The organism is Enterobacter sp. Ag1, assembly GCA_000277545.1.
Lineage (GTDB): Bacteria > Pseudomonadota > Gammaproteobacteria > Enterobacterales > Enterobacteriaceae > Cedecea.
In genome coordinates this window covers 223,452-250,099 of record AKXM01000031.1, presented here as the reverse complement: position 1 = coordinate 250,099, position 26,648 = coordinate 223,452, and the positions used below count along the sequence as shown (strand labels likewise).

Sequence of the window (26,648 nt, the reverse complement as noted above, 5' to 3'; positions counted from 1 at the left end):
AATATCAGTGTGGCTGCGGCTTTTTCATTAACGGAACCAGCATCGCAGCAATCAAAAAACCTATCATGATCAGGTAAAAAGCATCCGAAAATGCCTGAGTGCGTGCCTCGCGCAGTGCCAGGGAGGACAAGTTTTTTAGCGCCCCGCTGGTGGCGGCATCCGGGGACAATCCCTGCGCGGCCAGGCTGGCGGCGCTGCGCTGGACAAAATCCGTCATCGCGAGGTTAGCGGTATTGAGATGATCGGCCAGGCGGCTGTAGTGCAGGTTGGTTCTGTCATTCAACACCGTGCCGCACAGCGCAATGCCGATAGCGCCGCCGAGGTTACGCATCAAGTTGAACAGCCCGGAGGCAAGCTTAAGCCGCGCGGGCGGCAGGCTGCCCAGCGTTAACGTCACCGTAGGCGCGACGGCGAACTGCTGCGCAAGGCCGCGAAACGCCTGCGGCAGCAGCAGTTGGTCCGCGCCCCAGTCGTGGGTGATCGGCACGAAGCTGTACATCGAAATGGCAAAGCCGATCAGCCCGGCCATCAGCAGCCAGCGGAGACCCACGCGGTTTGCCAGCCAGGCATAAAAGGGAATCGACATCACCTGGAACAGGCCTGTGGAAAACACCGCCAGGCCGATTTCCAGCGCGCTAAAGCCACGTACGCTGCCGAGATACAGCGGCGTTAAATAGATCGTGGCGAAAATGCCCACCCCGGCCATAAACGAGAAATAGCAGCCGAGGCTAAAGGTTCTGTCCTTGAGCGCCCGCAGGTCCATCACCGGCTGGGCGTGGCGCAGCGTTCGAATAATAAAGGCGATGCCGCACAGCAGCGCTATCCAGCCGGTTGTGGCGATGGTGTTGTCATCAAACCAACCCCAGCGCGGGCCTTCTTCCAGCGTATATTCCAGGCAGCCGAGCGAGGCCGCCAGCAGCAAAATACTGAAATAGTCCGCGCCGCGCAGCAGCGAGAAATCAGGACTATCCACCTTCACCAGCAGCGGCACGGCGACGGCGATATAAATCCCCGGGATGACGTTAATAAAGAACAGCCAGTGCCAGTTAAAGTTCTCGGTGATCCAGCCGCCGACGGTGGGGCCAAGCGTCGGAGCCAGCGAAGCAAGGCCGCCGATGGTCGCGGCGGCAATAACACGCTGTTTGCCCTGAAAGAAAGCGAAGGCGGTGGTAAACACCAGCGGGATCATCGAGCCGCCCGCCAGCCCTTGCAGGGCACGGAAGGCAATCATGCTTTGAATATTCCACGCCCAGCCGCAGAGCAGGCTCATCAGGGTGAAGCCTGCCGCCGAGGCGGCAAACAGCCAGCGGGTGGACATCACCCGCGCCAGCCACCCGGACAGCGGAATAATAATGATCTCGGCGATCAGGTAGCTGGTTTGCACCCAGACAGTTTCATCATCCCCAGCCGAAAGGCCGCCGCCGATATCCCGCAGCGACGCGGAGACGATTTGGATATCAATCAGCGCAATAAACATCCCGACGCACATGCTGGCAAAAGCGAAGATCTTTTTTGCCATTGGCATAGAGATGCCCTGCGGCATCGGTGCGGCCTGGGCGGTGCTCATCGCGTGCTCTTTTGATCGACGGTAACGATGACCGACAGCCCCGGACGAAGCACATCCAGTTTTGCGCCGTCACCTTCCAGCGCTATCCGCACCGGAACCCGCTGAACGATTTTGGTGAAGTTCCCCGTGGCGTTTTCCGCCGGAAGAATGCTGAACCGGGAGCCGGTCGCCGGAGAGACGCTGGCAACGTGGCCCTTAAAGGTGTGGTTCGGCAGCACGTCGGCCACCACGGTCACCGGTAAACCGGCTCGCATGTGCGCCAGCTGGTTTTCCTTGAAGTTGGCATCGACCCAAAGCCCCTGGGAAGGCACCAGCGACAGTAAATGCATGCCGCTGGTCACGAAGGAGCCGGTCCACGCGCGGCGGTTACCGATCACGCCGTCGAACGGGGCGCGAATTTCGGTATAGCTGAGATTCAGCTTCGCCATCGCCAGGTTAGCCTGCGCCTGTTCCAGCGCGGCCTGGGTTTGTTTTTCACGGGCATCAAGCACCGCGAGCTGGCGCTGGGCGACGGCTTTGTCGGCCAGGGCTTTGCTTTGTTCCGCTCGCGCCCGGCGATAATCCGCCGAGGCGTTGTCGCGTATTTGGGCTGAAATGGCGCTCGAGGCTTCCAGGGCGTTATAGCGGCGGTTGTCGTTGGCTGTTTTGTCCGTTGCCGCCGCCGCTGCCGCTAAAGAAGCGGTGGAACCTTCAATCGTCGCCTGCTGTAGCTGGCGCGTGGCGGCGATATCCGCCAGCGCAGCCTGCTGGGCGGCAACTTCCCCAAGGGCTTTCGCCAGCGCGGCCTGGTAATCACGATCGTCAATGCGGATCAGCAGGTCGCCTTTTTTCACCGCCGTGTTGTCCTGCACCGCAATTTGCTGAATGTAGCCGGAGACTTTGGTTGAAATGGCGCTGATATCCCCGCCGATGTAGGCGTCGTCAGTCGACTGAATAAAACGCCCGCTGTGCCACCACCATGTACCATAGCCTGCGGCCGCCAACACCGCGGCACCAAGTACGGTCAGCGTGATCAATTTTTTCTTATGGGCGGCGTTCATTACTGGGGTTCTCTGTACGGTTCTGGCTGGAATTTAAGCCCGGCGTCGCCGGCGTGTTTACGCTGCAGGTAGTCGTGGCGGTATTTCATCATCGGTGAGGCCGCTGGACCCGGCACCATGGCGTATTTTCCCGGCTCAATCAGCTCGCCGGTTTCTTTATCGGTAAGAATGGGCTCTACCGGGCGCTGGGTTTCGCGCTCCACCAGCTGCATCTGACGCCCTTCGGGCGCGAAGTGGCGGTTGCCCCATTCCGCCAGTGCCAGAATCACCATGCGGAAATCACGCCCGCTTTGGGTGAGGTGATATTCGTAGCGCGGCGGTGAGCTGCTGTAGCAAACCTTCTCCAGTAAGCCATCATCAACCAGCTCTTTCAGGCGGCGCGAAAGAATATTGGGCGCCACGTTGCTGCTCTTCTGGAATTCATCGAAGCGGGTAAAACCTGCCAGGGCATCCCGCAGGATCATGATGCTCCAGCTGTCGCCGATACGGCCAAGACTGCGGGCAATGGGGCAGGGAGCGCTGCACAGAGGTTCGTTTTTCATGGTTCGATCCGGGGGCGGGGTTATCGTCTGGTGACAAATTGGCATAGTGACTTTCAAAATGCAAGTTACTAAATGCAGCGCTGATGAAAGTGACTTGATCGTAACGTCACGGATATATTCAGAAAGGCGTCGTTCTTAAACGAAAAGTGCGGATTTAAAATCTTTTCAGTTGACTTATGTCGGCGTTAAATTCTGATTTATTTTATGGGATGGCTTTTCCATAAATCCAGGTAATAAATAATATACCCGCCCAAGTCTCGCACAGGATTACCTATGCTTAAGAATGCCAGCGTTCGAAGCGTTATTGTCTATTTTTTGGCAATATCCTTTTTAGTTATAGATTTCTTAGCATTTGCTTTATCAGCTAGCGTGCTTGTTTTAGCCATGCTTAATATTGCCTGGGTTGTCTTAATCTTCTCCCTGTGGACGTATATGACGATATATCTTGTACGGCCCATTAATAACGTTAAGCGGAGCATTGACGAAATTAATTCGGGGAATTTATCGGTGCATATCCCTGAGTTTGGTAATAATTGTGCCGGACGATTGATTCCGGGCATAAATACGCTTTCCGCCGAAATTACTACCCTGGTAATGGATATTCGCAAGTCGTCCCAGTCGGCCAAAGCGCTTTCTGAAAGCCTGGCGCACCAGAGCGCCACGCTGTCGGTGAAAACCGAGCAGCAGTCGGCGATGCTGATTCAGACGGCATCGAGCATGGAACAGATTTCCGCCGGGACAAAAAACAATGCCGACAGCACCCGTGAGCTGAGCGATATCACCAGCGGCGCGCACCGTTCGGCCAACCACGGCAGTGACCTGATGCAGAAGCTGACCAGCAACATGACCTCAATCACCGACTGCGCCAACAAGATGACGGAAATCATTACCATCATCGACAGCATTGCCTTCCAGACCAATATCCTGGCGCTGAACGCTGCGGTGGAAGCCGCCCGCGCCGGGGAACACGGCAAAGGCTTTGCGGTGGTGGCCGGTGAAGTCAGAAATCTGGCGCATAAAAGCTCGGAATCGGCCAAGAACATTAAGTCGTTAATTGATATCACCAACCAAAACGTTCTGCAGGGCGCAAGCCTGGTCTCCGAAGCGGAAAAAAATATGAAGGATATTGTTTCCGGTTCAGAAAATATCGACGCGCTGATGGGGCATATTTTTATCTCCACCAACGAACAGGAAAAAGGTATTCAGCAAATTACCACGGCGCTCTCCGAACTGGAGAAAGTCACCCAGGGGAACGTAGCGGTGGTGGAAGAGCTGGCCGGATCTTCAGAAGTGCTGAATAAACAAGTGTTCGAGCTGGAAAAAAGAACCAGCAGCCTGCATTTGGGGGCAAGCGATGAGGCAAGCGTAATATTATCGCCCCAGCTGGCACCGCGCCGGGCGTTAAAAAGAGAAGAGGAACACTGGCAGGCGTTTTAATCTTTAACTTTAGAGCAAATAATAAAAGGCTTCGACGCATGAATATGCCAGGGCCTTTTATTTTTCAATGACTTCTTCATTGTGATGCAGATCACATTAAAGCATTGCTTCGGGCCAAAATGCTGCTTTATCGACCGTTCCCCCCTGGTTTTTGCCTGCAGAAATAACCGTGACCTCCGATATCGGTTAACAACGTGGTTACAAAACACGCCATTCCCTCGCGCCAGGCGCCGGGGGCACTCCGGGATGTGGTTTTCTAAGGAACGAGAATGAAACTAAGTAATTTGCGTGTAGGCGTCAGGCTGAGCGGCGGTTTTTTTCTGCTGTTGTTTTTAATGATTCTGATGGGTATCGGCGCCAGCCTGTTCAGCCGGAATAATGTTCACGCCGTCGATGAGATGATTAACCAGCATTTGCTGAAGGAAAGGCTGGTCGAGGAATGGCTGGCGCAGGTCGACAAGAGCAGCGGGAACGCTATCGCGGCAATGGGAACTGAAAATGCGATGCTGCGTAAGAAACTGCTCGCCAGCATTGCGCAGAATTCGGCGGTCACCACCCGGGTCCAGTCCCAGCTCACATCTTTGATTGCGTTGGAAACCGGCAAGCACCTGCTGGCGAATCTTGTCCCCGTGCGTGAAAAGTATTTGCAGGTTCGTTCCGAAGGGTTGGCCCGGGCTGAGCTGAGCGAACATGAGGGCATGGATAGCTATATCTCGGAACTTTTTATTCCGATAAGCGAAGAATATCGGCAGGGGCTGCAGGCTCTGCTGGATTTCCAAAAACAGCTTATCGACAACACGCATGCCAGCATTCAGAAAAACTCCCGTAATAATGAGCTGCTCATGTTGCTGCTAGTGGCGCTGGGTGTGGCGCTGGGGGCGGCAACGGCCTGGTACATAACCCGCAGTATTACGCATCCGCTGCTGCAGGCCGTTAACGTTGCCGGCAGGGTGGCGCAGGGCGATCTCACCGCCAAAGTACATGTGCATGCGAAGGACGAGCTGGGGCAGCTCATGCATTCATTGCAGGAAATGATTACTTCGCTTGGGAGTACGGTTAGGAACGTCAGCAGCGGGGCGGAAAGTATTGCCCTGGCAGCGGATGAAATTGATGCCGGGAACCAGGATCTCGCCTCACGAACAGAGGAACAGGCGGCGAGCGTCGAACAAACTGCCGCGACCTTAGAGCAGCTAACGTCGACGATCAAGAGCACCGCCAGTCATGCCCATCGGGTGAATACGCTGTTTAATGAGTCCGGAGAAATGGTCAAGGCCAACAGCGAACGTATGCACGTGGTGGCCGATGCCATGGGCGAAATCCATGCTGATGCAGGCCGGATGACCGATATCATTGCGGCCATTGAAGGAATTGCTTTCCAGACAAATATCCTGGCATTAAATGCCGCCGTTGAGGCTGCCAGAGCCGGTGAACAGGGGCGCGGTTTTGCCGTGGTAGCCGGGGAAGTGAGAACGCTGGCGCAGAGAAGTTCGGCCTCCGCGAAAGAGATTCGTGACATCATTAGCGCGTCCGTGAACAAAATCACCGATGGCCGTAAGCTGGTCACGGAAGCGGATGAGGGCATGCAGGAAATCGTTGAAAACGTTGCCCGCGTGCGGCAGCTGGTGGATGAAATTGCCCGCGCGAGTCATGAGCAAAGCGACGGCATCGCGCAAATTAATGCTGCGATGGGGCAGATCGATACCACCACTCAGCAAAACGCCTCCCTGGTTGAGCAGTCCGGCTTGTTGCTCAACAGTATTCGTGTCTTCACCCTACATCAGGCGTAGTTCCTCAGAGGCAGGTATCCTGCCTCTTTTTTTCGCTATTTCAACTGCTCGTAAATCAGCAGCAGCGCAATGATTACCATGAGGACACCCGAAAGCATACTCACCCTGCGAGCGGCCTGAGGGCGGGTGCTTAAGAGCGCTCTTGAACCGTAACCAATCAAGAGATAAATCAGGGTACAGGTCACCAGGTGCATCGCACCCAGAGCGGACATCTGCTGCGCCACTGACCACTTCCCCTGGGGATCGGTAAACTGCGGTAAAAGGGCCAGAAAAAGCAGAAACACTTTCGGATTCAGGCCGCTGATACACATCCCTTTGATGGCCCACTGTTGCCAGTTGCCGTTGTTCTGAGCGGCGGCGTTCAGCCCGGGAGGGCTGCGCAAAATAGTGAGGCCAAGCCAGAGCAAATAGAGCGCACCCAGCAGCGTGAGGACGGATAAAGCGAGCGGATGTCCGGCGAGCAGAACCCCCACGCCGGCAACAACAATGATTGTCGCGATAGCATGGCCCGACATCAGTCCGGCCACGGCGGGAATAATTCTGCGGCCATTGATTCCGGCGCTGATAGTGTAAGCCCAGTCAGCTCCTGGGGTGATGATTAGCAGGAACGAAACCAGCCAAAATCCTGCGGCAAGGCTCATCGCCATGATGGTATTTCTCTCTTGGATAACGGGAAAGAAAGAATACGGTTAATCCCCGGCAATGGGCTTTCAATGTTATGCTCAAAACTCTTGTTAAAAGAGAGAATATTCCAAATGGATAGCGTAGACAGAAAAATTCTTGCTGAACTCCAGGCCGATGGGCGTCTGTCCATTACCGACCTGGCCGAGCGGGTTAACCTCAGCCTCTCGCCGTGCCATCGTCGGCTCAGAGCGCTGGAGCAAGAGGGGGTCATTACGGGCTATCGGGCTAACCTTGACCCGGGCAAGATGGGCTTTAATTTTGTGGCTCTGGTCTTTGCGACGCTCAAAGAAGGGGACAGAAAGGCCGTCAGCGCGTTTGAAGAAGCTGTGGAAGATATCCCGCAAATTGTGCTGGCGCAGAGACTGTTTGGCGACCCGGACTATCTGATGCAGGTCGTAACCCGGGACCTGCCTTCGTTCCAGGCGCTGTATGACAGAAAACTATCGGCCATGCCCGGTGTGCAGCATCTCCGCTCGACGCTGGTGATGAAAACCGTGGTACAGGACAGGCCCTTTCCGCTGGAGAAATTAAAATAGGCCTGCATGTTACGATGTGATTTTTCCGCCATCGTTCTCTGGCTGCTTTATGGGCTTATTGGCTGTATTTCACTTTTGCCGCGGGTGCTGAACAACACCAGCGGCACGGCAACGGCGTACACCACAATCACCGACAGCCAGATAGCGCCTGGCCACGAATCCTGCACCACAAAGTAGAAGCTTGAGAAGCCCAGCGGGGCAATGATAGACGCGAGGCTGACCGCCGAGGCCAGAATTCCCTGCAACTGGCCCTGGCTGGCTTCATCTACTTTCCGGGTGGCTAGCGCCTGTAGGGCCGGGGCGCCAACGCCGCCCAGCCCGAACAGCGGCATAATCACAAACACCTGCCAGCCTGCTTGCACAAAGGCCAGCATCGTCAGCGCAATACACGAGCTACAAATGCCAAACAGCACCGCGCCGCGCTCCCCCAGCCAGCGGGTTATCGGGCCGGGAAGCAGCGCCTGCGTCAGCGTCTGGCAGATGCCATAAGCGCCGAGAGAAAGCCCAATCCACAGCCCGTTCCAGCCGAAAGTATCGGTCCCCCAAAGCGCCCAGCAGGTGCCGTATACTTCGCCGGTTGCGCTCAGAATGAAAAAGACCATCGCAATCGGGATTAGCCCTTTCAGGGTGAAAATGCGGCGCAGAGGCTGCAGGGGATTGAGTACGGCAAAGCTGAACCGTTGGCGGGCGGGTTCGCGGGATTCCGGCAGCATAAACAGCGCCATTAGCAGGTTAACGGTGTTTAGCACGGCAGCCGCAATAAACGGCAGCCGCACCCAGGCATCGCCCAACAGGCCGCCAAGCACCGGGCCGATGATAAACCCGGCCCCAAACATGGCGTTAAACAGCCCGAAGCGACGGGCGCGTTTATCCGCCGGAGTGACGTCGGTGATGTAAGCCATCGCCACCGAGACGTTCGCGCTGGTCAACCCGGCGATAGCGCGGCCCAGCAGCAGCATCCACAGGTGCGGGGCGAAGGCCATGATCAAATAATTCACGGCGGCCCCGATAAGGGATACGAGCAGCACGGGGCGGCGACCATAGTTGTCGCTCAACGCCCCCAGCAGCGGGGCGAAAACAAACTGCATCAGGGCATACAGCGCGGTCATGATGCCGATCCAGTGGGCGATATCCGGGGTGTGTGTCACCTCTTCCAGCAGGCGCGGCAGAATCGGAAAGATCAGGCCGATGCCGACGGCATCCAGGCAAATAGTGGAGAAAATGACAACCAGCGCTTTGTTCATGTTTACCTGTACTAAGTACCAATATATACTCAGTACATAATTATCCATTCCGCAGGATCCTGTCAATGTCCGTCGATCGCCGAACCCTGAACCGACTCGCCACCCGCCAGAAAATTTCTAATGTTGCCACCCGGCTGTTTCTGGAAAAGGGCTTTGAACAGGTGACGATTGACGAAATCGCCACGGCGGCAGAGGTGGGGAGAATGACGGTGTTCAACCACTTCCCGCGCAAAGAGGAGATGTTCTTCGACCGCGAAGAAGAAGGGTTGCAGATGCTGCGCCGTGCGCTGAGTCAGCGGGATAAAAACACGGGGCCGCTGGAAGCGCTGCGTCGCTTTGCTCACCATCTGGTGGAGCAGAATAGCCCGGTGGTGGCTTTCTCCGTGGCGGGGCAGGGGTTTGTCTCGACGATTGAGCACAGCCCGGCACTGAAAGCGAGAGCCAGAGAGATTCGGGATGAATTTGCCCAGGCGCTGGCGCATGAGCTGGCCGCCGGGGCCGGCCTTGAAAAAAGCGACCCGCACACTCAGCTGGCGGCGGGCCTGGTGCTGGCCACGTGGAGCGCGGCGCTGATTCAGGCTCATCGAACTTTTAGCCAGACGCTGAGCAACGCCGCCGCCGCCGCCGTATTTCTTGACCTGATCGACAGAGGAACCGCGGGCGTTACCGCGGCAATGAACGGGACAGTTTACGGCGAAAAATAACGGCATCAGGGCATTGTCGGCTGAGCTGAATTTCAGTAGATTTATCGTTTTCGGAGTTAGAAAAATGTCCGTCACCGATGCGCTTCTTGCTTTCACGCTAGCTGCCACTCTGCTCACGCTTACCCCTGGTCTCGATACCGCCCTTATCCTGAGAACTGCCGCCGCCGAAGGGGGCAAAAAAGCTTTTCATGCCGCGCTTGGCATCGACGTAGGCTGTTTTGTGTGGGGGGCGCTGGTTGCCTTTGGACTTGGCGCTCTGCTGGCGGTGTCTGAATTTGCCTATACCTTGCTGAAGTGGTGCGGTGCCGCGTATTTATGCTGGCTGGGTATTCAGCTGCTTTTGCGTCCTCGCCAGAGTTTTAGTCTTGCCTCCGCTGACTCAACCCGAGCCAGCAACTGGTTTTTGCGCGGCATGTTAGGCAACGTGCTTAATCCGAAAATGGGCGTGTTCTACGTCTCTTTCCTGCCGCAGTTTATCCCCTCCGGCCATTCGCCGATCCTCTGGACTTTCCTGCTGGTTTCTATTCATGCGGTGCTTGGCACGCTGTGGTCCCTGACGCTGATTCTTGCCACGCGCTACGCTTCCGGCGTGCTAAGAAAGCCTGGCGTTGTGAAGTGGATGGATCGCGTTACCGGCTGTGTGTTTCTGCTCTTTGCCGCGAAGCTGGCCATCAGCCGACGTTAAGTCTGTTTCGCCGTCAGCATGCCCGGCGTCTGGCCGGTCATGCTGCGGTAAAAGTAGATAAAGGCGCTGTCGCTGGAAAAACCTAGCTCCGAGGCAACAACGGTAACCCGCGCGTGGCTGGCCAGCATTTCCACCGCCTTCATTAAACGCCACTGCTGCCGCCATGGCTGGTAGGAGAGGCCGGTTTCCCGGAGGAAAATACGGCCAATGGTGCGCTCGCTTGCGCCGGTTACGCTGGCCAGTTCGTTGAGCGGCGGCGGCAGCGTGTCGCCCGTCAGGTGGCGCAGCCGCTTATCCTGAGGGAAGCGCAGCGTCATCGGGACTTCTTGTGCGGCATTCAGTTCCGCTACGCACAGGGCGGCCATGTGCATCGGGGCGCCTTGTTCCCAGTCCGTTTCCCAGGCGCTGGCCGAAATCCTCTCCAGCAGTTCGTTGAGCAACGGCGTGACGTTGAGCACCAGCGCGGTGGCGGGCAGCGTGGGGTAACGTTTTATATCAAACCAGATTGAGCGGTAGGCCACGCTACTTTTCATTTCTGCCCGATGGCTGACGCCGCCGGGGAGCCAGGCGACTTTACCCGGCGGCAGCAAAGAGAGTACCTGGCCTTCATCCAGCGTGAGCTTCACGCAGCCTTCCCGGGTAAACAGCAACTGCCCCATCCGGTGTCGATGTAGCCCGGAATCATGATCCCCAAGTTCAGCCTGCACGCCAATCACGCCGTTATGCAGCGCGTCAGGGTTAAATTCTGCATCCGCACTTAGCCAGCTCATAATGTCTGATTTCCGATATTAAATGTCATAATGTTTATAATGATTCATCTGACGTTTTCCTACAATAGCGCCTCTTTTTGAGGAGGACGTATTGTGAAAACACATCGCGGTATGGCGCTCTTAACGGCGCTACTGATGTTTCCGCAGATTGTGGAAACCTTTTATAGCCCGGCACTGACCGATATTGCCGGGTATTTCGCGGTCAGCGCGCAGGATGCATCCTGGACGCTGTCCATTTATTTCCCGGGCTTTGCCCTCGGCGTTCTGGTCTGGGGGCGGGTATGCGATCTGGCTGGCCGTAAGCCAGCCCTGTTGCTGGGCCTGGCATGCTACGCAGTAGGGTCGGTCCTTGCGCTGCTGGCGCACGATTTCAGACTGCTGCTCGCGGCACGCGTTATCGCGGCCTTTGGTGCGGCGGCCGGGTCGGTTGTCACCCAGACGATACTCCGGGACCGCTTTAGCGGGCAGACGCTGGCAAAGATCTTCGCTTTTATGGGCATTGCTCTGGCGGTAAGCCCGGCGATAGGCCTGTGGGCGGGCGGGATGCTTGTTTCCTGGGGCGGTTTCCGGGGAGTGTTTGATGCTCTTGTGGCGCTTGCCCTGCTGCTCTTTATCTGGAGCGCCTGGCGGCTGGAAGAAACTCGCTCTGCGCAGCATCAGAGTCAGCCCATCGCCAGCGTCGCGGTGCGAATGCTGAAAGATATGCAGATCTGGCGTGCAACGGCGCTGGTCGCGCTGTTTAACGTGAGCCTGTTCAGCTATTACGGCCTGGCGCCGTTTATGTTTGAGCGGTTTGGCATGGAGCCCGGTACATTTGGATTAAGCGGTGTCCTGCTGGCGCTTGGCTCTTTGGCTGGCGCGCAGCTTAACCATCAACTCATCCAGCGCGGCACGAGTTCAGCCACGCTTTTACGCCTCGCCTGTATCTGGGGCCTGATCGGGAGCCTGGGCGTTGGCCTGCTGTCGGCCAGCCCGTGGTTCCTGGGACCGATGTTTATGGTGATGCTGGCCTTTTCGATGGCAATTCCGGTGGTGCTTGGCACTGCGCTCAGCGCCTACTCAGATTGCCGGGGGACGGCAGGCGCACTTTTCGGCCTGGTCTATTACGTGCTGATTGGTGCCGGGCTTTTCGTTGCCGGCTGGGGACAACGGCTGGATATGACGCTGATCGTATGTGCCGTGGGCATTACGCTTATCGGTTGGAAACATTTACGGAGATAATACTCTGCGCCCTCTCCTCGTGGAGAGGGCCGCATCGCTAAGGCAACAGTTACAGCAGTCCACCCAGATTCACATACTTGGTTTCCAGGTACTCTTCTAGTCCACAGTCGGAGCCTTCGCGGCCGAGGCCGGACTCCTTCACGCCGCCGAAAGGCGCGACTTCCGTGGAGATAATCCCTTCATTAACGCCGACCATGCCGCTTTCCAGTTGCTGTGTCACCCGGAAGGCGCGGGCGAGATCGCGGGTATAAAGATAGGCGGCAAGGCCAAACGGCGTGCCATTAGCGCGTTCAATCGCCTCCAGTTCATCGCTGAAGCGGAAGCAGGCCGCCAGCGGGCCAAAGGTTTCCTCGCGGGCCAGCAGCATGGCTTCGGTAGCGTCGGCCAGCACGGTAGGCTGGTAGAACGATGCGCCGAGGGCGTGACGCTCGCCGCCGCACAGCAGGCGCGCGCCGTGCTCAAGGGCGTCCTTCACGTGGGCTTCCACTTTCTCAACCGCTTTCTGGTGAATCAGCGGCCCCTGCTGTGCACCCGATGTCAGGCCAGGGGCAACTTTCAGCGCCCGCGCGGCGGCAGCGAGTTTCTCAACAAACTGCTCATACACGCCGGCCTGGATGTAGAAACGGTTAACGCACACGCAGGTTTGCCCGCTGTTGCGGAATTTGGCCGCCATCGCACCCTCTACGGCGGCGTCAATGTCCGCATCGTCAAAGACGATAAACGGTGCGTTACCGCCCAGCTCCAGCGACAGTTTTTTCACGGTATCCGCCGCCTGGCGCATCAGCAGCTTGCCGGTTGGCGTGGAGCCGGTGAAGGAGATTTTACGCACCGTCGGGCTTGCCATCAGCGTGCTGCCGATTGCCACGGTATCACCGGTGACGGCGTTAATCACGCCAGCCGGGACGCCTGCCCGTTCGGCAAGCACGATAAGCGCGAAGGCCGATAGCGGTGTTTCGTTCGCCGGTTTAATCACGGCGGTACAGCCCGCTGCCAGCGCGGGGCCGAGTTTGCGGGTCAGCATCGCCAGCGGGAAGTTCCACGGGGTAATAGCCGCGACCACGCCAACTGGCTCCTTGAAGGTGAGGATTTGGTTACCCGCTTTTGTGGAAGGAATGGTTTTGCCGTTGGCGCGTTTGGCTTCCTCGGCAAACCATTCGATAAAGCTGGCGGCGTAGGCCACTTCGCCTTTGGCTTCTGCCAGTACTTTGCCCTGTTCGGTGACCATCAGTTCCGCCAGTTCGGCCTGATGCTCCATGATCAGCGCGAACCAGCGCTGGAGGATCTGCGAGCGGGCTTTGGCGGTTAATGCTCGCCAGGCGGGCAGGGCGGCGTATGCGGCAGCGATGGCTGCCTCGGTTTCTTTTGCTCCGGCGTTGGCTACCTGAGCCACTATTTCATCGGTTGCCGGGTTTAATACGGCATAGAGCTCGTCGGCGTCCCGCCATTCACCGTTGCAGTACCAGCCGGTACGAACCAGTGCGTCAAAGCTGCTCATGCGATGTTCCTTGTGGTTACGTTGTCGATAAACAGGCCGCGAGCGGCGCGGCTCTCACGCGCAATACGTTTGCCTGCGGTGTAGTCGTTGATGACGTCGCACGGCGTGTAGTTACGCTCCAGTTCGTAGCGCTCATCTTCATCCAGCGGTGTGCCGAGTGCGGCAATTGCGCTGTCAATTTGCTGTACAGAATCTGCGCCAACCAGCATGCAGTCCACGCCCGGATGGTTCAGGACCCACGCCTGAGCAATTTGTGCCGGAGGCAGGCCGCGCAGCTGGGCTACATGGCTGACGGACTGCGCAACGTTTCGGGAGGTGATGTCCGCGTACATCTCCTGGGTGAAGAAGTCGGTCTGGTTGCGCACGGAGGTAAAGTCACAGCTCAGCAGGCCGCGGGCGAGCGGGCTAAAGACTGACACGCCAAGCCCCTGGTCGCGGCAGAAAGGGATCATTTCCCGCTCTTCTTCGCGGTAGGCGCAGTTCAGCTGCAGCTGCATATTGATGGGTTTCGCGTAGCCATAGCGCTCGCAGCACCAAAGGATTTTCGCCAGTTGCCAGGTGTACATGGTGGAAACGCCGACGTAGCGCGCTTTGCCACTGCGCACGATGTCGTTCATCGCCGCCCAGGTCTCTTCGACAGGCGTATTCACGTCGAAGTAGTGCAGCATGTAGATATCGACGTAGTCGGTGCCGAGGCGCTTCAGGCTGCCGTCGATGCTTTCCATGATGTGTTTGCGTGAATGGCCCTGGTTGTTAAAGCCGGTGCCGATGGGGTAGCCGACTTTGGTGGTGAGGACCAGGTCATCGCGGCGGGCAATGCGTTTTAACACGTTGCCGACCACTTCCTCCCCCGCGCCGCTGGAGTAGAAGTCCGCGAGGTCGATAAAGTTAATGCCGGATTCCAGCGCGTGACGGATCAGCGGCTCGCTTTGCGACTCGTCAAAAATCCAAGGTTTCCACTGTTTGCTGCCCATGTTCATGGTGCCGAGGCACAGGCGAGAGACTTTCAGGCCGCTGTGGCCCAGATTGACGTATTCCATTTCGCCTCCTCAGGCTTTTGGGGTGTAGAAAGGGTTACCGAGCTGCGGCAGGGCGTCGGCAATCTGGCTGCGCTGCGGTAGTTTTCCCATGGCCGCGCGGATGGCCTGGCGGCAGGCGCGGTAGTTGTTGTGGTACACCTCGTCGATATCGTTGCAGCCGGGATTGACCCAGTTGGCGGTGACGATGCACCAGTTGTCTTCTGCTTCCGGCGGCAGCGTGCCGTCCAGAAGTGCTTCGGTGACCGCTTTGGCGATGGCGGCCTGAGAGGCTCCCCAGGTGGCATTGCCGTGCAGCTCGCCGCTGATTTCCGCTTTGTTGACGTACAGCGTCATCGGTTTGGCCGGAACGTTAGGTTTGATCACCACCATAAACGGGCAATGACCCTGGCTGGGTGAAGCGAGGCTGCTGGAAAACGCCTGGCCAACCACGCCGCTGCGTGGGCCAATCATGATGTTGATGTGCGAGGCGTTAACGCCGTTACCTTCAAACCCTTCTCCGATATACATTTCCACGAGACTTCTCCTGTTAAGCGTGAGCGTTATTTAGCCGGTTCAGCGGCGGCATTGCCGTGGCGCTGGGCCGGATCGTGAGCGGCATCGACCAGGGTTAACCCTTTGGTTTCAGGCGCCCAGGCGAGAGAGACAACGGCACCGATGACGAGGACCAGCGCCAGCATGCCGGTGGTGGCCTGCATGCCATAATTCAGAATGGCCAGCGGCAGTAAGCCGGTGCCGATGGCGGAGCCGAGGCGGCTCATGGAGGTGGCAAAGCCGACGCCCATCGAGCGCACTTCCGTCGGGAAACTTTCAGCCGGGAAGACGCCCACCAGATTGCTGACCGCCGACATCACCAGCGTGAAGGCGGCAAAGAACAGAATTAACCAGCCGGACTGGCTGACCGGAATGATGCTGAGCATCACCAGGCAGGCGGCGAGGAAGACGAACGAGCCGATCAGGAAGCCACGGCGCGAGCAGACCACCGTCAGCAGGATCCCGAGCAGCGCGCCGACGATCAGCAGGGCGTTCAGCAGCAGGTCGGTGGTGAAGTTATTGTTCAGCCCCATCACCTGCAGAATCGACGGCAGGAAGGTGTAGATGGCGAAATACGGGATCACCAGGCAGACAAAAAACAGACTGTTGAAGGCGGTGCGGCGGCGGTATTTCGGCCCGAACAGCGACATAAAGCGCTGTTTTGAGGCGACGGGGGCTTCATCCACCAGCAGCACGTTAGGGCCGAAGTGTTTATGGACAATCGCCATCGCTTCTTCTCGTCGCCCTTTGCCCATCAGCCAGCGCGGGGATTCCGGCGTGCCGATGCGCATCAGCAGAATAATCAGCGCGGGCAGGGCGGAAGAAGAGAGCAGCCAGCGCCAGGCGTCCGGCCCTAGCGCCGTCAGGAAGTGCCCGGCAAAGCCTGCGGCCACGTAGCCAAAGGTCCAGATCACGCTGAATGAGCCGAGCAGGACGCCGCGATGTTTTCGGGGGGAAAACTCGGCCAGCATAGTGTGGCCGACGGAGAAGTCGCCGCCGAGGCCGATGCCGACCATTACCCGCAAGAAGAACAACTGTTCTGGCGTGGTGGCGAAAAACTGCAGCGCCGAAGCGAGGGTTATCACCACGAAGCTGAAGCAGAAGATCTTCTGGCGGCCAACGTAATCGGAGATCCAGCCCAACACCAGGCTGCCGAGAAACAGGCCGATCAGCGCCGAACTGCCGAGCATCCCTTCCCAGAAGGGCGTTAACCCCATTTGAGGTTTGATTTGGGCCAGCGCGAAGCCGATGACGCCGAGCACGTAGCCGTCGGTAAAGTGTGCGCCGAAGGTCAGGCCGGCGATTTTGATATGGAAACGGTTTAACGGCACGTCATCCATACGGGTGTACTGTTGTGTCAGGTGGGACATGATGCCTCCTCCTGTGAGGTGGTTTTGTAGGGTATTTGTATTTTTTATGTTTCAAGTACGTTAACAATGTGGCAGTAAAGCGCCTCAGCAGGCGAGTGCGTTTTAGTCATACCCCCAGGCAAAAAACGCATGTGATCCTCCTCCTGTTTTGCAGAAATAGCTGCGGCGGGGGATGGTGTTTCAGGGCAGGTTAGAAACATATTATTAACATGACTGGCGCTCGCCCGCGGATAATGACAACAATGAGAAAACTCCCGTCACTCAGTATGTTAAGGGTCTTTGAAGAGACTTGCCGGACGCTTAGCTTTAGCAAAGCGGCGCAGGCCTTGTGCATTACCCAGAGCGCGGCCAGTCGGCAAATCAAACAGCTCGAGGCGTTTCTCGGCAAGCTGCTGTTCGTGCGTACCCACAGCGGGCTGGAGTTGACCCAGGACGCGATGCTGCTGTTGCCGGTGGTACGCCAGTCTCTGGATATTCTTGAAGAGGGCGTGTGCCACGTTCAGCTGCGCAATCCTCTCCAGCATCTTCGCCTGCAGGTTGCTCCGACCTTTGCCACCCGCTGGCTGGCACCGCGGCTGGTGGCGCTTCGCCAGCGCAACGGCCAGCTACAAATTGCCCTTATCAGCGAAACCCGGCAGAAATACAGCGATTTTGACTGCGCCATCCGCTTTGGCACCCGCCAGGAAAGTGAAGGACGGGGGCAGTGGCTGTGCCATGAAAAACTGCTGCTGGTGGCCAGCCCGCTGCTGATGATTGACGGCGTCTTTCCCCCGCTGGCCTCGCAGCCACAGCTGCATATTCTTAACGGCGACATCCGACTGGATAACTGGTCGCGCTGGCTTGCTGCGACGGGAGAAAATGACAGTCTGCTTTCCGGCGGGCTGGAGTTCAGCACCGAGGATCAGGTGATCAACGCCTGTGTGACCGGGGCAGGCTATGCGGTGCTCGACAGGATGATGATCCGCAACGAGCTGCGTGGCGGGTTATTGGTGCCGCTGGCAGAGCTGGAGCTTGAAAGCGGAAATGGTTACTGGCTGGAGATCCCCCAGGGTAAGCGGGAGCTGCCGCGAGTCGGCTATTTTAGCGACTGGGTTCAGGCCGAGATCGCTCGTTTTTGGGGGGAGGAAGAGGGGGAATCTTCCCGGGCAAAGCAGCTTCTTTTCCGTGAAGAACCGATAGCCCTTTCACTCTAATGTGATCTCAATGAGAGTTAACATATATTTTTCATTCGATTAATTTCCACAACGTGCTGAGAGTATGCTTCGCCAAACTCAACGCAGTCTCTGACCTGACACGCCATGAAAAGTGAGTTGAATCGCATTTCTATTTCTGAAAAAAAAACAAATCTCAATATTTGGTGGTTGTTTTTAGGATTATTCTTGGGAATAATGGCGCAATGCTTTGCTTCTCTTCAACCATGCTCGGTTCTATGAATGCGTGGTGTTAAATATCATTGATTATTTTGTTGTTATTTAGCTCTGTGCTCAATCCATTGGTTTCCTGTCGGTATAGTTTCGTCTGGCATCTATTATGAGTTGGTTAACATGTCCGCAATTGAATTAAAAAATGCTCCTGTGGAAGATATCCGTGCGTTTTCGGTGATAACTGAATCGAGTCAGGAAATTGATTTGATTCACCTGTTAAGTACCCTTTTCGCGGCAAAAAAAACGATAATTGCTATCACATTTGCTGCTGCATTAGCCGGGTTGGGCGTTAGCTTTTTGATGCCGCAGAAATGGTCAAGCAAGGCCGTTATTACGCCGCCAGAATCCTCTCAGCTAATCGAGTTGCACCGCGCGATGGTTGAGCTGACGGTTCTGGATGCAGCGCCTAATGTCGACGCCGGGCATGTTTATCAAGCCTTCCTGAAAGACTTTGACTCGCAGGCGTTGCGTGAAGAGTATTTGGCCAATTCTGAGTATGTTAAAAAGCTTGTTAATGCCGTTAACTCGGACGATAGCGTAAAACTACACCAGGCTATTCAGGAAACGGCTGCAAAATTCAAATCGGTAAATACCGCAGATTCTAAACTGCCGGATGCCATCCCCTATACCTCATGGGCTTTAAGCTTCACTGGACCGAATCCAGAAGAGGCCAGGGAAGTGCTGAGCGGTTATATTCACTTTATTGCGCAGCGAGTTAATCAGGATGTTGTGCAAAATTTACGCTATAGCGTTGAATTAAAAAGCGCGGTAGAGAAAGATAAACTCGAGCTGGATAAGAGAAACCTCGAAAACCAGCATAAAGTTAATATTCAGCGTCTGGGCTACTCGCTTGAAGTTGCTAACGCGGCGGGAATTAAAAAGCCGGTATACAGCAATGGGCAAGCGGTAAAAGACGATCCTGATTACTCGGTTGCGCTGGGGGCTGATGGGCTGGCCGAAAAACTGAAAATTGAATCCGCGCTTAAAGATGTGGCGGAATTAAACGCCAGCGTTCAAAACCGGGAGTACTATTTAACTAAACTTGAGCAGGTCAAGGTTAACGACGTTGACTTCCAGCCCTTCCGCTATCAAATGAATCCTTCTTTGCCGTTGAAAAAAGAAGGCCCGGGGAAATCCCTCATCGTCGTGCTGGCGGCTTTGCTTGGCCTGATTGGCGCCTGTGGCTACGTGCTAATGCGCAATGTCATGGCCGATAGGCAGAAAAAGCTGGAAATTGTTTAGCGCGCTGCATTCCTTTTAAAGCCTCCCTTCGGAGGCTTTTTTCTTACCGGAATAAGGGTTATAACCGAAGGGAAATGGCAAAAGGGGATGACAATGAAAACGATTGGGCTGCTGGGCGGCATGAGCTGGGAATCCACCATTCCTTACTACCGATTAATTAACGAAAGGATCAAACAGCGTCTGGGCGGGCTGCATTCGGCCAAAATTGTGCTGCACAGCGTCGATTTTCACGAGATTGAGGCCTGCCAGTCTGCCGGTGAGTGGGACAAGGCCGGTGAGATGCTGGCTGAGGCGGCGCTGGGGCTGCAAAAGGCCGGGGCTGAAGGCATTGTGCTGTGTACAAACACTATGCACAAAGTCGCGGAGCATATTGAATCCCGCTGCTCGCTGCCGTTTCTGCACATCGCCGACGCCACCGGGCGGGTGATTGCGGCTCAGGGCGTAAGCCAGGTGGCCTTGCTGGGCACGCGCTACACCATGGAACAGGATTTTTATCGTGGCCGCCTGCAGGCGCAGTTCGGGATCCGCTCGATTATTCCTGACGCCTCCCAGCGTCAGCGTATCAACCAGATAATCTTCGATGAGCTGTGCCTCGGGGTGATCAACCCTGAGTCGAAGCGCTATTATCAGCAGGTGATTCAGGCGCTGCAGGCGCAGGGGGCGGAAGGGGTTATTTTCGGCTGTACCGAAATTGGCCTGCTGCTCAGTCAGCAGGACTGCCCGCTGCCGGTGTTTGATACCGCCGCCATCCACGCCGCCGATGCAGTTCGCTTTATGTGCGGTGAAGAGTAATAGTTTATCCTTATATATCAATTAAATAAGCGTAAGTAGTGTTTTTTCCCCACGACGAGCCGGGTCATGCCCGGCCGCTAATGTGTTATAAATTTGTTATGTAGCGCACATTATTCCAAAAAGCTGCTCCTCTGAAATCCTCACACACTACAGGCGATTGCGCACAGCAATGGCTTTTCATCATGTCTGCAACCGGAGTTATACAATGCCTGTTTCCTTACTGGCGCTGGCGATGAGTGCGTTCGCCATCGGCACGACGGAGTTCGTGATTATGGGACTGCTGCCCGAAGTGGCAGGGGATCTCCATGTCTCCATTCCCGTCGCCGGCTGGCTGATCAGCGGCTATGCGCTGGGGGTCGCCATTGGCGCGCCTATCATGGCGCTGCTGACCGCCCGACTGCCGCGCAAGCTGTCGTTAATTTTGCTGATGGTGATTTTCATTGTTGGCAACCTGCTGTGTGCCCTCGCGCTGAGTTACAACTTCCTGATGCTGGCGCGCGTTATTACGGCGCTGTGCCACGGCGCGTTCTTTGGGATTGGCGCAGTCGTCGCGGCAAGCCTCGTACCTGCCGGGCGCAAGGCTTCGGCGGTGGCGCTGATGTTCACCGGCTTGACGCTGGCTAACGTGCTGGGCGTGCCGATTGGCACCTGGTTCGGACAGCTTTACGGCTGGCGAGCTACTTTCTGGGGCGTGGCCGTTATTGGGGTGATTGCGTTTCTGGCGCTGGGAGTGAGCCTGCCGTCGCAGAAAGATGAAGAAGCCACTGACTTAAAAAGCGAAATCAAAGCGCTGGCGCACGGCAAGCTTTGGCTATCGCTTAGTATGACGGTGTTCTTCTCTGCGGCGATGTTCGCGCTGTTCAGCTATGTTGCACCGATGCTGCTACAGGTGACAGGCATTACGCCAGAGGGCGTGAGCTGGACGCTGTTCCTGATCGGTGCGGGGCTGACGGTGGGGAACATTCTGGGTGGGCGGCTGGCGGACTGGCGAGTCTCGTTCAGCCTGATCCTCAGCTTCAGCCTGATTGCGGTCTTCTCGTTACTTTTCAGCTGGACAAGCCATGCCGCATGGCTCGCGGAAATCACGCTGTTCCTGTGGGCGATGGCGGCGTTTGCCACGGTACCGGCGCTGCAAATCAACGTGGTGCTGCACGGCAAAGAAGCACCTAATCTGGTGTCCACGCTGAATATTGCGGCCTTTAACGTCGGCAATGCGCTCGGTGCCTGGGTTGGCGGCACGGTCATTGATCGTGGCTTCGGCCTGACGGCGGTGCCGGTCGCCGCGGCTGCGCTGGCAGTGGTTGGCCTGATACTTTGCCTGATTAACTTTAGCAACGGCACGGGGCATCAGCAGCCGGTGACCGGGCAATAAGCTAGCGGTTGAGTAGCGCGTTGAGCGGGTCGGTATACAGATGCATGTTGTGCTGTAAGTGGTCGCTGAACGCGCTGACCAGGGCTGATGCCGGGCGGTGCAGGGGCCGAATCAGGCTGACGGTAAAAGGCACCGCCACGCTGAACGGGCGTACCACCACGCCGCGTTCGTGGTAATCCAGCGCGGTTAACGGGTTGACGATAGACACGCCAGCCCCCGCCTGAACCATCGCGCAGACGGACGCGGCGCTGTGCGTTTCCACCACCATTCTTCGTTTTACGTCATATTCCTGAAACAGCGAGTCCAGCAGTTGCCGATAGCTGTCGGTTCTAGACAGGCTGATGTAATTTTCCCCGGCAAAATCCTGCGGTGTGAGTTCTGCTTTCGCGGCTAGTTTGTGCCCGGCGGGCAGCACGCAAACTTCATTCAGAGTGAGTAGGGTTTGGCGTTCCGTCCCGGCAGGCGTGGTGATGTTTTCCGTCAGCCCCAGGTCGTGGCGTTGGGCGGAAAGCCACTCTTCCAGCAGCGGGGATTCCTGCGGCACGATGTTCAGGCTGAGCTCCGGGTAGCGGGCCAGGAAAGGGTGTATCAGGCGCGGCAGAAATGACTGAGAAAATACCGGCAGGCAGGCAATAGACAGTTCGCCCTGGCGGAACTCACGCAGGCTTTCGGCGGCATTAATAATACGATCCAGTCCGTACCAGGAGCGCTGAACTTCTTCAAACAGCCGCAGTCCCTGAACGGTGGGGTAGAGGCGGCCCCGACTGCGCTCGAACAGCTGCAGGCCGATGAGCTTTTCAAAGCGCGCCAGCTCCCGGCTGACCGTGGGCTGGGAGGTGTGCAGCAGGCCTGCGGCTTCGGTGAGGTTGCCGGCCGTCATCACGGCGTGGAAGATTTCGATGTGGCGCAGGTTGATGGCTGGCATGATGTTGTTCCGCTGATGTTGATTATCCTCACCCCGGCCCCCTCCCTGGAAGGGCGAGGGGGAAAAACTAGTTTGTCTGAAGCTGGGGGCGTTCATCCTCACTCCGGCCCTCTTCCTTGAAGGGGAAACAGAAATTGCATCGGGGCAATTTACTGTCCCCTCTGGGGAGAGGGTTAGGGTGAGGGGCATTTTCTAAACCATATCATATTTGAATAGACTCGCTAGAAAACGATATTTTTTATCCCTCACTTTCTGTGGCGTAATAGGGAAAATGACGTTTACCGGAGTTCACCATGCCACGCTCGCTGCACGACACCACCACCGCGCTGAACGCGCAAAACTTGCTGACCCTGCCCGCTGAATTTGGCTGCCCGGTTTGGGTATATGATGCGGAGATCATTCGCCAGCAAATTGCCAAACTGCGCCAGTTTGATGTGATTCGCTTTGCCCAAAAGGCTTGCTCGAATATCCACATCCTGAAACTGATGCGTGAGCAGGGCGTGAAGGTGGATTCGGTGTCGCAGGGGGAAATCGAGCGCGCGCTGGCGGCAGGCTACAAGCCGCTGGAAAACCCGGATGATATCGTCTTTACCGCCGACGTGATCGACAACGCCACGCTGGCGCTGGTGGCCGAGCAGAAAATCCCGGTCAATATCGGATCTGTGGATATGCTGCATCAGCTCGGCGAAGTCTCGCCAGGGCACCGTGTCTGGCTGCGTATTAACCCGGGCTTTGGACACGGGCACAGCCAGAAAACCAACACCGGCGGCGAGAACAGTAAGCACGGTATCTGGCTGAGCGATATGCCGAAAGCGCTGGAAGCTATGCAGCGCTACGGCATTCATCTGGTGGGAATCCATATGCACATTGGTTCCGGCGTGGATTATGGCCATCTCGAACAGGTGTGCGGCGCGATGGTGCAGCAGGTCATCGACTTCGGCCAGGATCTTGAGGCGATTTCTGCGGGTGGTGGGCTGTCCATTCCTTACCGCGAAGGTGAGGAAACGATCAATACCGATCACTATTTCGGCCTGTGGAATACCGCGCGCGAAAAAATTGCCGCTCATCTGGGGCACCCGGTGAAGCTGGAGATCGAGCCGGGGCGTTTCCTGGTGGCGGAAGCCGGGGTGCTGGTTTCGCAGGTGCGCGCGGTGAAAGATATGGGATCCCGCCACTTTGTGCTGATCGACGCTGGTTTTAACGATCTGATGCGTCCGTCTATGTACGGCAGCTACCACCATATTTCTGCGCTGGCGGGTGACGGGAGGGATCTGTCCGCACTGGAGCCGAAAGAAACCGTGGTGGCGGGGCCGCTGTGCGAGTCCGGGGATGTATTTACCCAGCAGGAAGGCGGCAAGGTAGAAACCCGCCTGCTGCCGCCGGTAAAACCGGGTGATTACCTGGTGCTGCACGATACCGGCGCATACGGGGCTTCTATGTCCTCTAACTACAATAGTCGTCCGCTGCTGCCGGAAGTGCTGTTTGATAACGGCAGCGCGCGCCTGATTCGCCGCCGCCAGACGATTCAGGAGCTGCTGGCGCTCGAGCTACTTTGAGACTTTCCGTCCGGCCTCGAAAAAGGGGCCGGGCGCAACGGAGTCCCTCAGTACCAGCGTCCCCACAAATGGCGGGATGGGGGCTAACGGTTCGCCGCTCGCTAGCTTAATGGCCTGATCGATGGCGGTAATGATCATGTTGTCGATGGGCAGATAGACGGATGACAGCGCTGGTTCCAGCCACTGGGCGCTAGGCGCGTCATCAAAGCCGAACAGCGAAATATCCTGTGGAATACGGATCCCGGCCTGGTGCAGCGCTTTAGAGGCACCCAGCGCCATATCGTCGTTACAGGAAAACAGCGCACTGAAGGTCACGCCGCTGGTCAGCAGCTCCTGGCACAGGTGGTGCCCTTCGGTCATGCTGGAATCCCCGTATTTCACCCGGCTCTCATCCCACGCAATGCCATGTTTTTGCAGTGCTTTCCGGTACCCCATCAGGCGCGCCTTGCCGGTTGGCGTGGAAATAGGCACGGTAATGCAGGCAATTTCCCGGTGACCTTGCTGGATAAGGTATTCGGTGGCCTGAAAGGCGGCATCCTGCTGCTCGAAGAAGACGCAGCGTTCACGGGCCTGGGTGACGTCCCGGTTAATGACGACCAGCGGCACCTGAATCGCATTCATCAGCGACATCAACGCCCGTTCGCTCATAAAACGCGTGTAGAGAACGATGGCGTCGCAGTGCCTGTCCGCCAGCATTTGTACGGCATCCAGCTCTTTTTCAGGCGTGTCATGCCCGTCGGTGACAATCAGCTGTTTACCGTAGAATTCCGTGCGGCGTGAAGCCTGCTGCAGCAGGCGCCCGAAGTAGAAGCCATCGAAGGTGGAGACAACCAGCCCGATACTGTTGCTGCTGCGGTTTGCCAGCGATCGTGCCAGAAAATTAGGCTTATAGCCCAGCTCTTCCATGGCCTTAAATACCTGTTCGCGGGTGCTTGCTTTAACCTGTCCGGTGCCGTTTAACACGCGAGATACCGTCGCTTTGGAAACCCCTGCGCGTAACGAGACATCTAACATTGTTACCATTGTTTCCTTCCCGATCTGGACGCTGTCGCGATTTTCCAGCAGTTTATCACAGGAGTTTCGCCCGCAAGCGGCCTTGCCGTTTCGCCGTGCAAATTGTCGTCCCGGATCACGCTTTCAGAATTTGGTGTGGTTTTTTAGGAGTATATCGTTGTGAAAATTGTCCCGTTATACCAGGCCCCTCAGCACGTAGAGCAAGTCACGGAGTGGCTTTGGCAGGCGTTTGGCAGTCAGGAAAGCCGAGGCTTTTTTGCGTCTATTGTTGCCGCCAGCCAGCGGGAAGGCGAAATGCCCCTGACGTTTATTGCGCTGGAGGGCGAAAAGATGGTGGGGACCGTGGGGCTGTGGCGCTGTGATTTGATCAGCCGGCAAGATCTCTGGCCCTGGCTGGCGGCGCTGTATATTGATGAAAGCCAGCGAGGAAAGGGACTGGGCGAGATTTTACAGCGACACGTCGTGGAATATGCCCGCCAGCTGGGTTTTGAGTCTTTGTATCTGTATTCGGCCTGTAAGACCTATTATGAACGGTTTGGCTGGCGCTACATTGGCGATGGGCTGGATTACCCCGACCAGCCCGTACATCTTTATCAACTTACGCTTTAAGCGTTGTCGCCCGGAGAGGCCACCGAATGTCGGCGCACCAGCGTCGGGCTGAACATATGGGTGATTTCCGGCAGCGGCAGGTTTTCGGCCAGCGCCAGCGCGAGCTCTGCTGCCTGAGTCGCCATGGTCACAATCGGGTAGCGAACCGTGGTCAGTCTGGGCCGCACGTAGCGTGAAATTAACACGTCATCAAAGCCAATCAGCGAAATCTCACCGGGTACATCAATGCCGTTGTCGTTCAGCACGCCCATCGCCCCGGCGGCCATTGAGTCGTTGTAGCAGGCCACGGCGGTGAAGTTTTTGCCGCGTCCCAGCAGCTCCGTCAGGGCCTGCTCGCCGCCGCTTTCATCGGGTTCACCAAAGGTCACCAGACGCTCGTTGACGGGGATATTGTGCTCGCGGAGCGCGTCGTAGTAGCCCTGAAGGCGGTCTTCTGCGTCCGATATCTGGTGGTTGGAACAGATGTAGCCGATGCGGGTGTGCCCCTGCTGAATCAAATGGCGCGTCGCAAGCCAGGCGCCGTAGCGGTCATCCAGCGCAACGCAGCGCTGCTCAAACCCTGGCACAATGCGGTTAATGAGCACCATACCGGGGATTTGCTTCATCAGCGAAATTAGCTCCTCATCAGGGAGTTTTTTGGCGTGAACGACCAGCGCCGCGCTGCGGTGGCGAATAAGCTGTTCAATGGCCTGGCGCTCTTTTTGTTCGCTGTGGTAGCCATTGCCGATAAGCAGGAAGTTGCCGGTGCGGTAGGCAACCTGCTCCACGGCTTTAACCATCGCGCCAAAGAAGGGGTCGGAAACGTCGCCCACGATCAGACCAATGGTTTCCGTGGCCTGTTGGGCAAGGGCTCTCGCGTTAGCGTTGGGATGATAATTCAGCGCTTCCATGGCGCTATTCACCGCCTGCTTTGAGGCATCGCTGGCTTTTGGGGAGTGGTTGATGACGCGTGAAACCGTGGCGACAGACACACCAGCCAGCCGAGCCACATCCTTAATTGTCGCCATGAAAAGCCTTCCTGTTAGGGGTAATCGTTTACACTGCGTTTAGTTTTACGGAAT

At 56.9% G+C, this 26,648-nt stretch carries 25 protein-coding genes; 12 read left to right on the top strand and 13 right to left on the bottom strand.

Features of this window, described 5'->3' with window-relative positions; genetic code table 11:
- Nucleotides 1–4: 4 nt before the first annotated feature.
- The 3 genes from A936_RS13145 to A936_RS13135 are packed head-to-tail and all read right to left on the bottom strand — an operon-like array spanning nucleotide 5 to nucleotide 3,149.
- Nucleotides 5–1,567: a DHA2 family efflux MFS transporter permease subunit gene (locus A936_RS13145; protein ID WP_008458517.1), complete on the bottom strand. Its 1,563-nt coding sequence runs from the start codon at nucleotides 1,565–1,567 to the stop codon at nucleotides 5–7.
- Nucleotides 1,564–2,607 carry an HlyD family secretion protein gene (locus A936_RS13140; RefSeq protein ID WP_008458515.1) on the bottom strand — a complete coding sequence of 348 codons (1,044 nt, stop codon included), beginning with the start codon at nucleotides 2,605–2,607 and terminating at the stop codon, nucleotides 1,564–1,566. Before A936_RS13140 ends, A936_RS13145 begins: the two co-directional genes overlap by 4 nt.
- Entirely contained in the window at nucleotides 2,607–3,149 is a 543-nt protein-coding gene (locus A936_RS13135; protein ID WP_008458513.1) for a winged helix-turn-helix transcriptional regulator, read from the bottom strand. Before A936_RS13135 ends, A936_RS13140 begins: the two co-directional genes overlap by 1 nt.
- A gap of 273 nt (nucleotides 3,150–3,422) precedes the next feature.
- Here A936_RS13135 and A936_RS13130 point away from each other — a divergent pair, with 273 nt between their 5' ends.
- Both A936_RS13130 and A936_RS13125 read left to right on the top strand, forming a co-directional pair.
- On the top strand, nucleotides 3,423–4,586 hold the full coding sequence (locus A936_RS13130) for a methyl-accepting chemotaxis protein (protein ID WP_008458511.1): 1,164 nt from the start codon (nucleotides 3,423–3,425) through the stop codon (nucleotides 4,584–4,586).
- 269 nt (nucleotides 4,587–4,855) lie between these two features.
- The gene (locus tag A936_RS13125; protein ID WP_008458509.1) at nucleotides 4,856–6,373 is read left to right on the top strand and encodes a methyl-accepting chemotaxis protein; all 1,518 of its coding nucleotides are present in this window, start codon (nucleotides 4,856–4,858) and stop codon (nucleotides 6,371–6,373) included.
- A 35-nt stretch (nucleotides 6,374–6,408) separates the two neighbouring features.
- Here the strand turns inward: A936_RS13125 and A936_RS13120 are convergent, their stop codons facing one another.
- Nucleotides 6,409–7,020 (bottom strand): LysE family translocator, encoded by a 612-nt coding sequence (locus tag A936_RS13120; RefSeq protein WP_008458507.1) that lies wholly within the window; start codon nucleotides 7,018–7,020, stop codon nucleotides 6,409–6,411.
- A gap of 108 nt (nucleotides 7,021–7,128) precedes the next feature.
- Here A936_RS13120 and A936_RS13115 point away from each other — a divergent pair, with 108 nt between their 5' ends.
- Complete coding sequence (locus A936_RS13115) at nucleotides 7,129–7,593, top strand: Lrp/AsnC family transcriptional regulator (RefSeq protein ID WP_008458505.1); 465 nt, start codon at nucleotides 7,129–7,131, stop codon at nucleotides 7,591–7,593.
- A gap of 47 nt (nucleotides 7,594–7,640) precedes the next feature.
- Here the strand turns inward: A936_RS13115 and A936_RS13110 are convergent, their stop codons facing one another.
- Nucleotides 7,641–8,837, bottom strand: coding sequence for a TCR/Tet family MFS transporter (locus A936_RS13110; protein WP_008458503.1), 1,197 nt, complete (start codon nucleotides 8,835–8,837; stop codon nucleotides 7,641–7,643).
- 65 nt (nucleotides 8,838–8,902) lie between these two features.
- Between A936_RS13110 and A936_RS13105 the strand changes: the two genes are divergently transcribed.
- Nucleotides 8,903–9,541, top strand: a complete 639-nt coding sequence (locus tag A936_RS13105; RefSeq protein ID WP_008458502.1) for a TetR/AcrR family transcriptional regulator — start codon at nucleotides 8,903–8,905, stop codon at nucleotides 9,539–9,541.
- Nucleotides 9,542–9,605: 64 nt separating this feature from the next.
- Nucleotides 9,606–10,226 carry a LysE family translocator gene (locus A936_RS13100; RefSeq protein WP_008458500.1) on the top strand — a complete coding sequence of 207 codons (621 nt, stop codon included), beginning with the start codon at nucleotides 9,606–9,608 and terminating at the stop codon, nucleotides 10,224–10,226.
- Here the strand turns inward: A936_RS13100 and A936_RS13095 are convergent.
- Nucleotides 10,223–10,996: an AraC family transcriptional regulator gene (locus A936_RS13095; RefSeq protein ID WP_008458499.1), complete on the bottom strand. Its 774-nt coding sequence runs from the start codon at nucleotides 10,994–10,996 to the stop codon at nucleotides 10,223–10,225. The two genes, A936_RS13100 and A936_RS13095, sit on opposite strands and share 4 nt — an antisense overlap.
- 93 nt (nucleotides 10,997–11,089) lie before the next feature.
- On the opposite strand from A936_RS13095, the gene A936_RS13090 reads away from it, so the two are divergent.
- The gene (locus A936_RS13090; RefSeq protein WP_008458498.1) at nucleotides 11,090–12,217 is read left to right on the top strand and encodes a multidrug effflux MFS transporter; all 1,128 of its coding nucleotides are present in this window, start codon (nucleotides 11,090–11,092) and stop codon (nucleotides 12,215–12,217) included.
- Between the two features lie 49 nt (nucleotides 12,218–12,266).
- Here the strand turns inward: A936_RS13090 and A936_RS13085 are convergent, their stop codons facing one another.
- The 4 genes from A936_RS13085 to A936_RS13070 are packed head-to-tail and all read right to left on the bottom strand — an operon-like array spanning nucleotide 12,267 to nucleotide 16,653.
- The gene (locus tag A936_RS13085) at nucleotides 12,267–13,712 is read right to left on the bottom strand and encodes an NAD-dependent succinate-semialdehyde dehydrogenase (RefSeq protein WP_008458497.1); all 1,446 of its coding nucleotides are present in this window, start codon (nucleotides 13,710–13,712) and stop codon (nucleotides 12,267–12,269) included.
- Nucleotides 13,709–14,752, bottom strand: coding sequence for an aldo/keto reductase (locus A936_RS13080; protein ID WP_008458496.1), 1,044 nt, complete (start codon nucleotides 14,750–14,752; stop codon nucleotides 13,709–13,711). Before A936_RS13080 ends, A936_RS13085 begins: the two co-directional genes overlap by 4 nt.
- A gap of 9 nt (nucleotides 14,753–14,761) precedes the next feature.
- Nucleotides 14,762–15,265 carry a formaldehyde-activating enzyme gene (gene fae / locus A936_RS13075; RefSeq protein WP_008458495.1) on the bottom strand — a complete coding sequence of 168 codons (504 nt, stop codon included), beginning with the start codon at nucleotides 15,263–15,265 and terminating at the stop codon, nucleotides 14,762–14,764.
- 26 nt (nucleotides 15,266–15,291) lie between these two features.
- The gene (locus tag A936_RS13070) at nucleotides 15,292–16,653 is read right to left on the bottom strand and encodes an MFS transporter (RefSeq protein WP_008458494.1); all 1,362 of its coding nucleotides are present in this window, start codon (nucleotides 16,651–16,653) and stop codon (nucleotides 15,292–15,294) included.
- Between the two features lie 242 nt (nucleotides 16,654–16,895).
- Between A936_RS13070 and A936_RS13065 the strand changes: the two genes are divergently transcribed.
- From A936_RS13065 to A936_RS13050, 4 genes are all read left to right on the top strand, one after another.
- Nucleotides 16,896–17,846, top strand: coding sequence for a LysR substrate-binding domain-containing protein (locus tag A936_RS13065; RefSeq protein WP_052154799.1), 951 nt, complete (start codon nucleotides 16,896–16,898; stop codon nucleotides 17,844–17,846).
- Between the two features lie 351 nt (nucleotides 17,847–18,197).
- Entirely contained in the window at nucleotides 18,198–19,319 is a 1,122-nt protein-coding gene (gene wzz(fepE), locus A936_RS13060; protein ID WP_008458492.1) for an LPS O-antigen length regulator Wzz(fepE), read from the top strand.
- Nucleotides 19,320–19,412: 93 nt separating this feature from the next.
- Nucleotides 19,413–20,111 carry an aspartate/glutamate racemase gene (locus A936_RS13055; protein ID WP_008458491.1) on the top strand — a complete coding sequence of 233 codons (699 nt, stop codon included), beginning with the start codon at nucleotides 19,413–19,415 and terminating at the stop codon, nucleotides 20,109–20,111.
- Nucleotides 20,112–20,316: 205 nt separating this feature from the next.
- Nucleotides 20,317–21,483: an MFS transporter gene (locus A936_RS13050; protein WP_008458489.1), complete on the top strand. Its 1,167-nt coding sequence runs from the start codon at nucleotides 20,317–20,319 to the stop codon at nucleotides 21,481–21,483.
- A 1-nt stretch (nucleotide 21,484) separates the two neighbouring features.
- On the opposite strand, the gene A936_RS13045 is transcribed toward A936_RS13050, so the two are convergent.
- Nucleotides 21,485–22,408 carry a LysR family transcriptional regulator gene (locus A936_RS13045; protein WP_008458486.1) on the bottom strand — a complete coding sequence of 308 codons (924 nt, stop codon included), beginning with the start codon at nucleotides 22,406–22,408 and terminating at the stop codon, nucleotides 21,485–21,487.
- A gap of 293 nt (nucleotides 22,409–22,701) precedes the next feature.
- Here A936_RS13045 and lysA point away from each other — a divergent pair, with 293 nt between their 5' ends.
- Nucleotides 22,702–23,964, top strand: a complete 1,263-nt coding sequence (lysA, locus tag A936_RS13040; RefSeq protein ID WP_008458484.1) for a diaminopimelate decarboxylase — start codon at nucleotides 22,702–22,704, stop codon at nucleotides 23,962–23,964.
- Here lysA and A936_RS13035 read toward each other — a convergent pair.
- Entirely contained in the window at nucleotides 23,956–24,987 is a 1,032-nt protein-coding gene (locus A936_RS13035; protein ID WP_071530500.1) for a LacI family DNA-binding transcriptional regulator, read from the bottom strand. The two genes, lysA and A936_RS13035, sit on opposite strands and share 9 nt — an antisense overlap.
- 150 nt (nucleotides 24,988–25,137) lie before the next feature.
- Between A936_RS13035 and A936_RS13030 the strand changes: the two genes are divergently transcribed.
- Nucleotides 25,138–25,587, top strand: coding sequence for a GNAT family N-acetyltransferase (locus A936_RS13030; protein WP_008458481.1), 450 nt, complete (start codon nucleotides 25,138–25,140; stop codon nucleotides 25,585–25,587).
- Here A936_RS13030 and galR read toward each other — a convergent pair.
- Complete coding sequence (galR, locus tag A936_RS13025; protein ID WP_008458479.1) at nucleotides 25,584–26,594, bottom strand: HTH-type transcriptional regulator GalR; 1,011 nt, start codon at nucleotides 26,592–26,594, stop codon at nucleotides 25,584–25,586. The two genes, A936_RS13030 and galR, sit on opposite strands and share 4 nt — an antisense overlap.
- Between the last annotated feature and the right edge of the window lie 54 nt (nucleotides 26,595–26,648).

Bases quoted from the DNA above. Each gene is read 5' to 3' on its own strand.
- A936_RS13145 (WP_008458517.1), bottom strand. From the start codon at position 1,567: ATGAGCACCGCCCAGGCCGCACCGATGCCGCAGGGCATCTCTATGCCA.
- A936_RS13140 (WP_008458515.1), bottom strand. From the start codon at position 2,607: ATGAACGCCGCCCATAAGAAAAAATTGATCACGCTGACCGTACTTGGT.
- A936_RS13135 (WP_008458513.1), bottom strand. From the start codon at position 3,149: ATGAAAAACGAACCTCTGTGCAGCGCTCCCTGCCCCATTGCCCGCAGT.
- A936_RS13130 (WP_008458511.1), top strand. From the start codon at position 3,423: ATGCTTAAGAATGCCAGCGTTCGAAGCGTTATTGTCTATTTTTTGGCA.
- A936_RS13125 (WP_008458509.1), top strand. From the start codon at position 4,856: ATGAAACTAAGTAATTTGCGTGTAGGCGTCAGGCTGAGCGGCGGTTTT.
- A936_RS13120 (WP_008458507.1), bottom strand. From the start codon at position 7,020: ATGGCGATGAGCCTTGCCGCAGGATTTTGGCTGGTTTCGTTCCTGCTA.
- A936_RS13115 (WP_008458505.1), top strand. From the start codon at position 7,129: ATGGATAGCGTAGACAGAAAAATTCTTGCTGAACTCCAGGCCGATGGG.
- A936_RS13110 (WP_008458503.1), bottom strand. From the start codon at position 8,837: ATGAACAAAGCGCTGGTTGTCATTTTCTCCACTATTTGCCTGGATGCC.
- A936_RS13105 (WP_008458502.1), top strand. From the start codon at position 8,903: ATGTCCGTCGATCGCCGAACCCTGAACCGACTCGCCACCCGCCAGAAA.
- A936_RS13100 (WP_008458500.1), top strand. From the start codon at position 9,606: ATGTCCGTCACCGATGCGCTTCTTGCTTTCACGCTAGCTGCCACTCTG.
- A936_RS13095 (WP_008458499.1), bottom strand. From the start codon at position 10,996: ATGAGCTGGCTAAGTGCGGATGCAGAATTTAACCCTGACGCGCTGCAT.
- A936_RS13085 (WP_008458497.1), bottom strand. From the start codon at position 13,712: ATGAGCAGCTTTGACGCACTGGTTCGTACCGGCTGGTACTGCAACGGT.
- A936_RS13080 (WP_008458496.1), bottom strand. From the start codon at position 14,752: ATGGAATACGTCAATCTGGGCCACAGCGGCCTGAAAGTCTCTCGCCTG.
- A936_RS13070 (WP_008458494.1), bottom strand. From the start codon at position 16,653: ATGTCCCACCTGACACAACAGTACACCCGTATGGATGACGTGCCGTTA.
- A936_RS13065 (WP_052154799.1), top strand. From the start codon at position 16,896: ATGAGAAAACTCCCGTCACTCAGTATGTTAAGGGTCTTTGAAGAGACT.
- A936_RS13055 (WP_008458491.1), top strand. From the start codon at position 19,413: ATGAAAACGATTGGGCTGCTGGGCGGCATGAGCTGGGAATCCACCATT.
- A936_RS13050 (WP_008458489.1), top strand. From the start codon at position 20,317: ATGCCTGTTTCCTTACTGGCGCTGGCGATGAGTGCGTTCGCCATCGGC.
- A936_RS13045 (WP_008458486.1), bottom strand. From the start codon at position 22,408: ATGCCAGCCATCAACCTGCGCCACATCGAAATCTTCCACGCCGTGATG.
- lysA (WP_008458484.1), top strand. From the start codon at position 22,702: ATGCCACGCTCGCTGCACGACACCACCACCGCGCTGAACGCGCAAAAC.
- A936_RS13035 (WP_071530500.1), bottom strand. From the start codon at position 24,987: ATGGTAACAATGTTAGATGTCTCGTTACGCGCAGGGGTTTCCAAAGCG.
- galR (WP_008458479.1), bottom strand. From the start codon at position 26,594: ATGGCGACAATTAAGGATGTGGCTCGGCTGGCTGGTGTGTCTGTCGCC.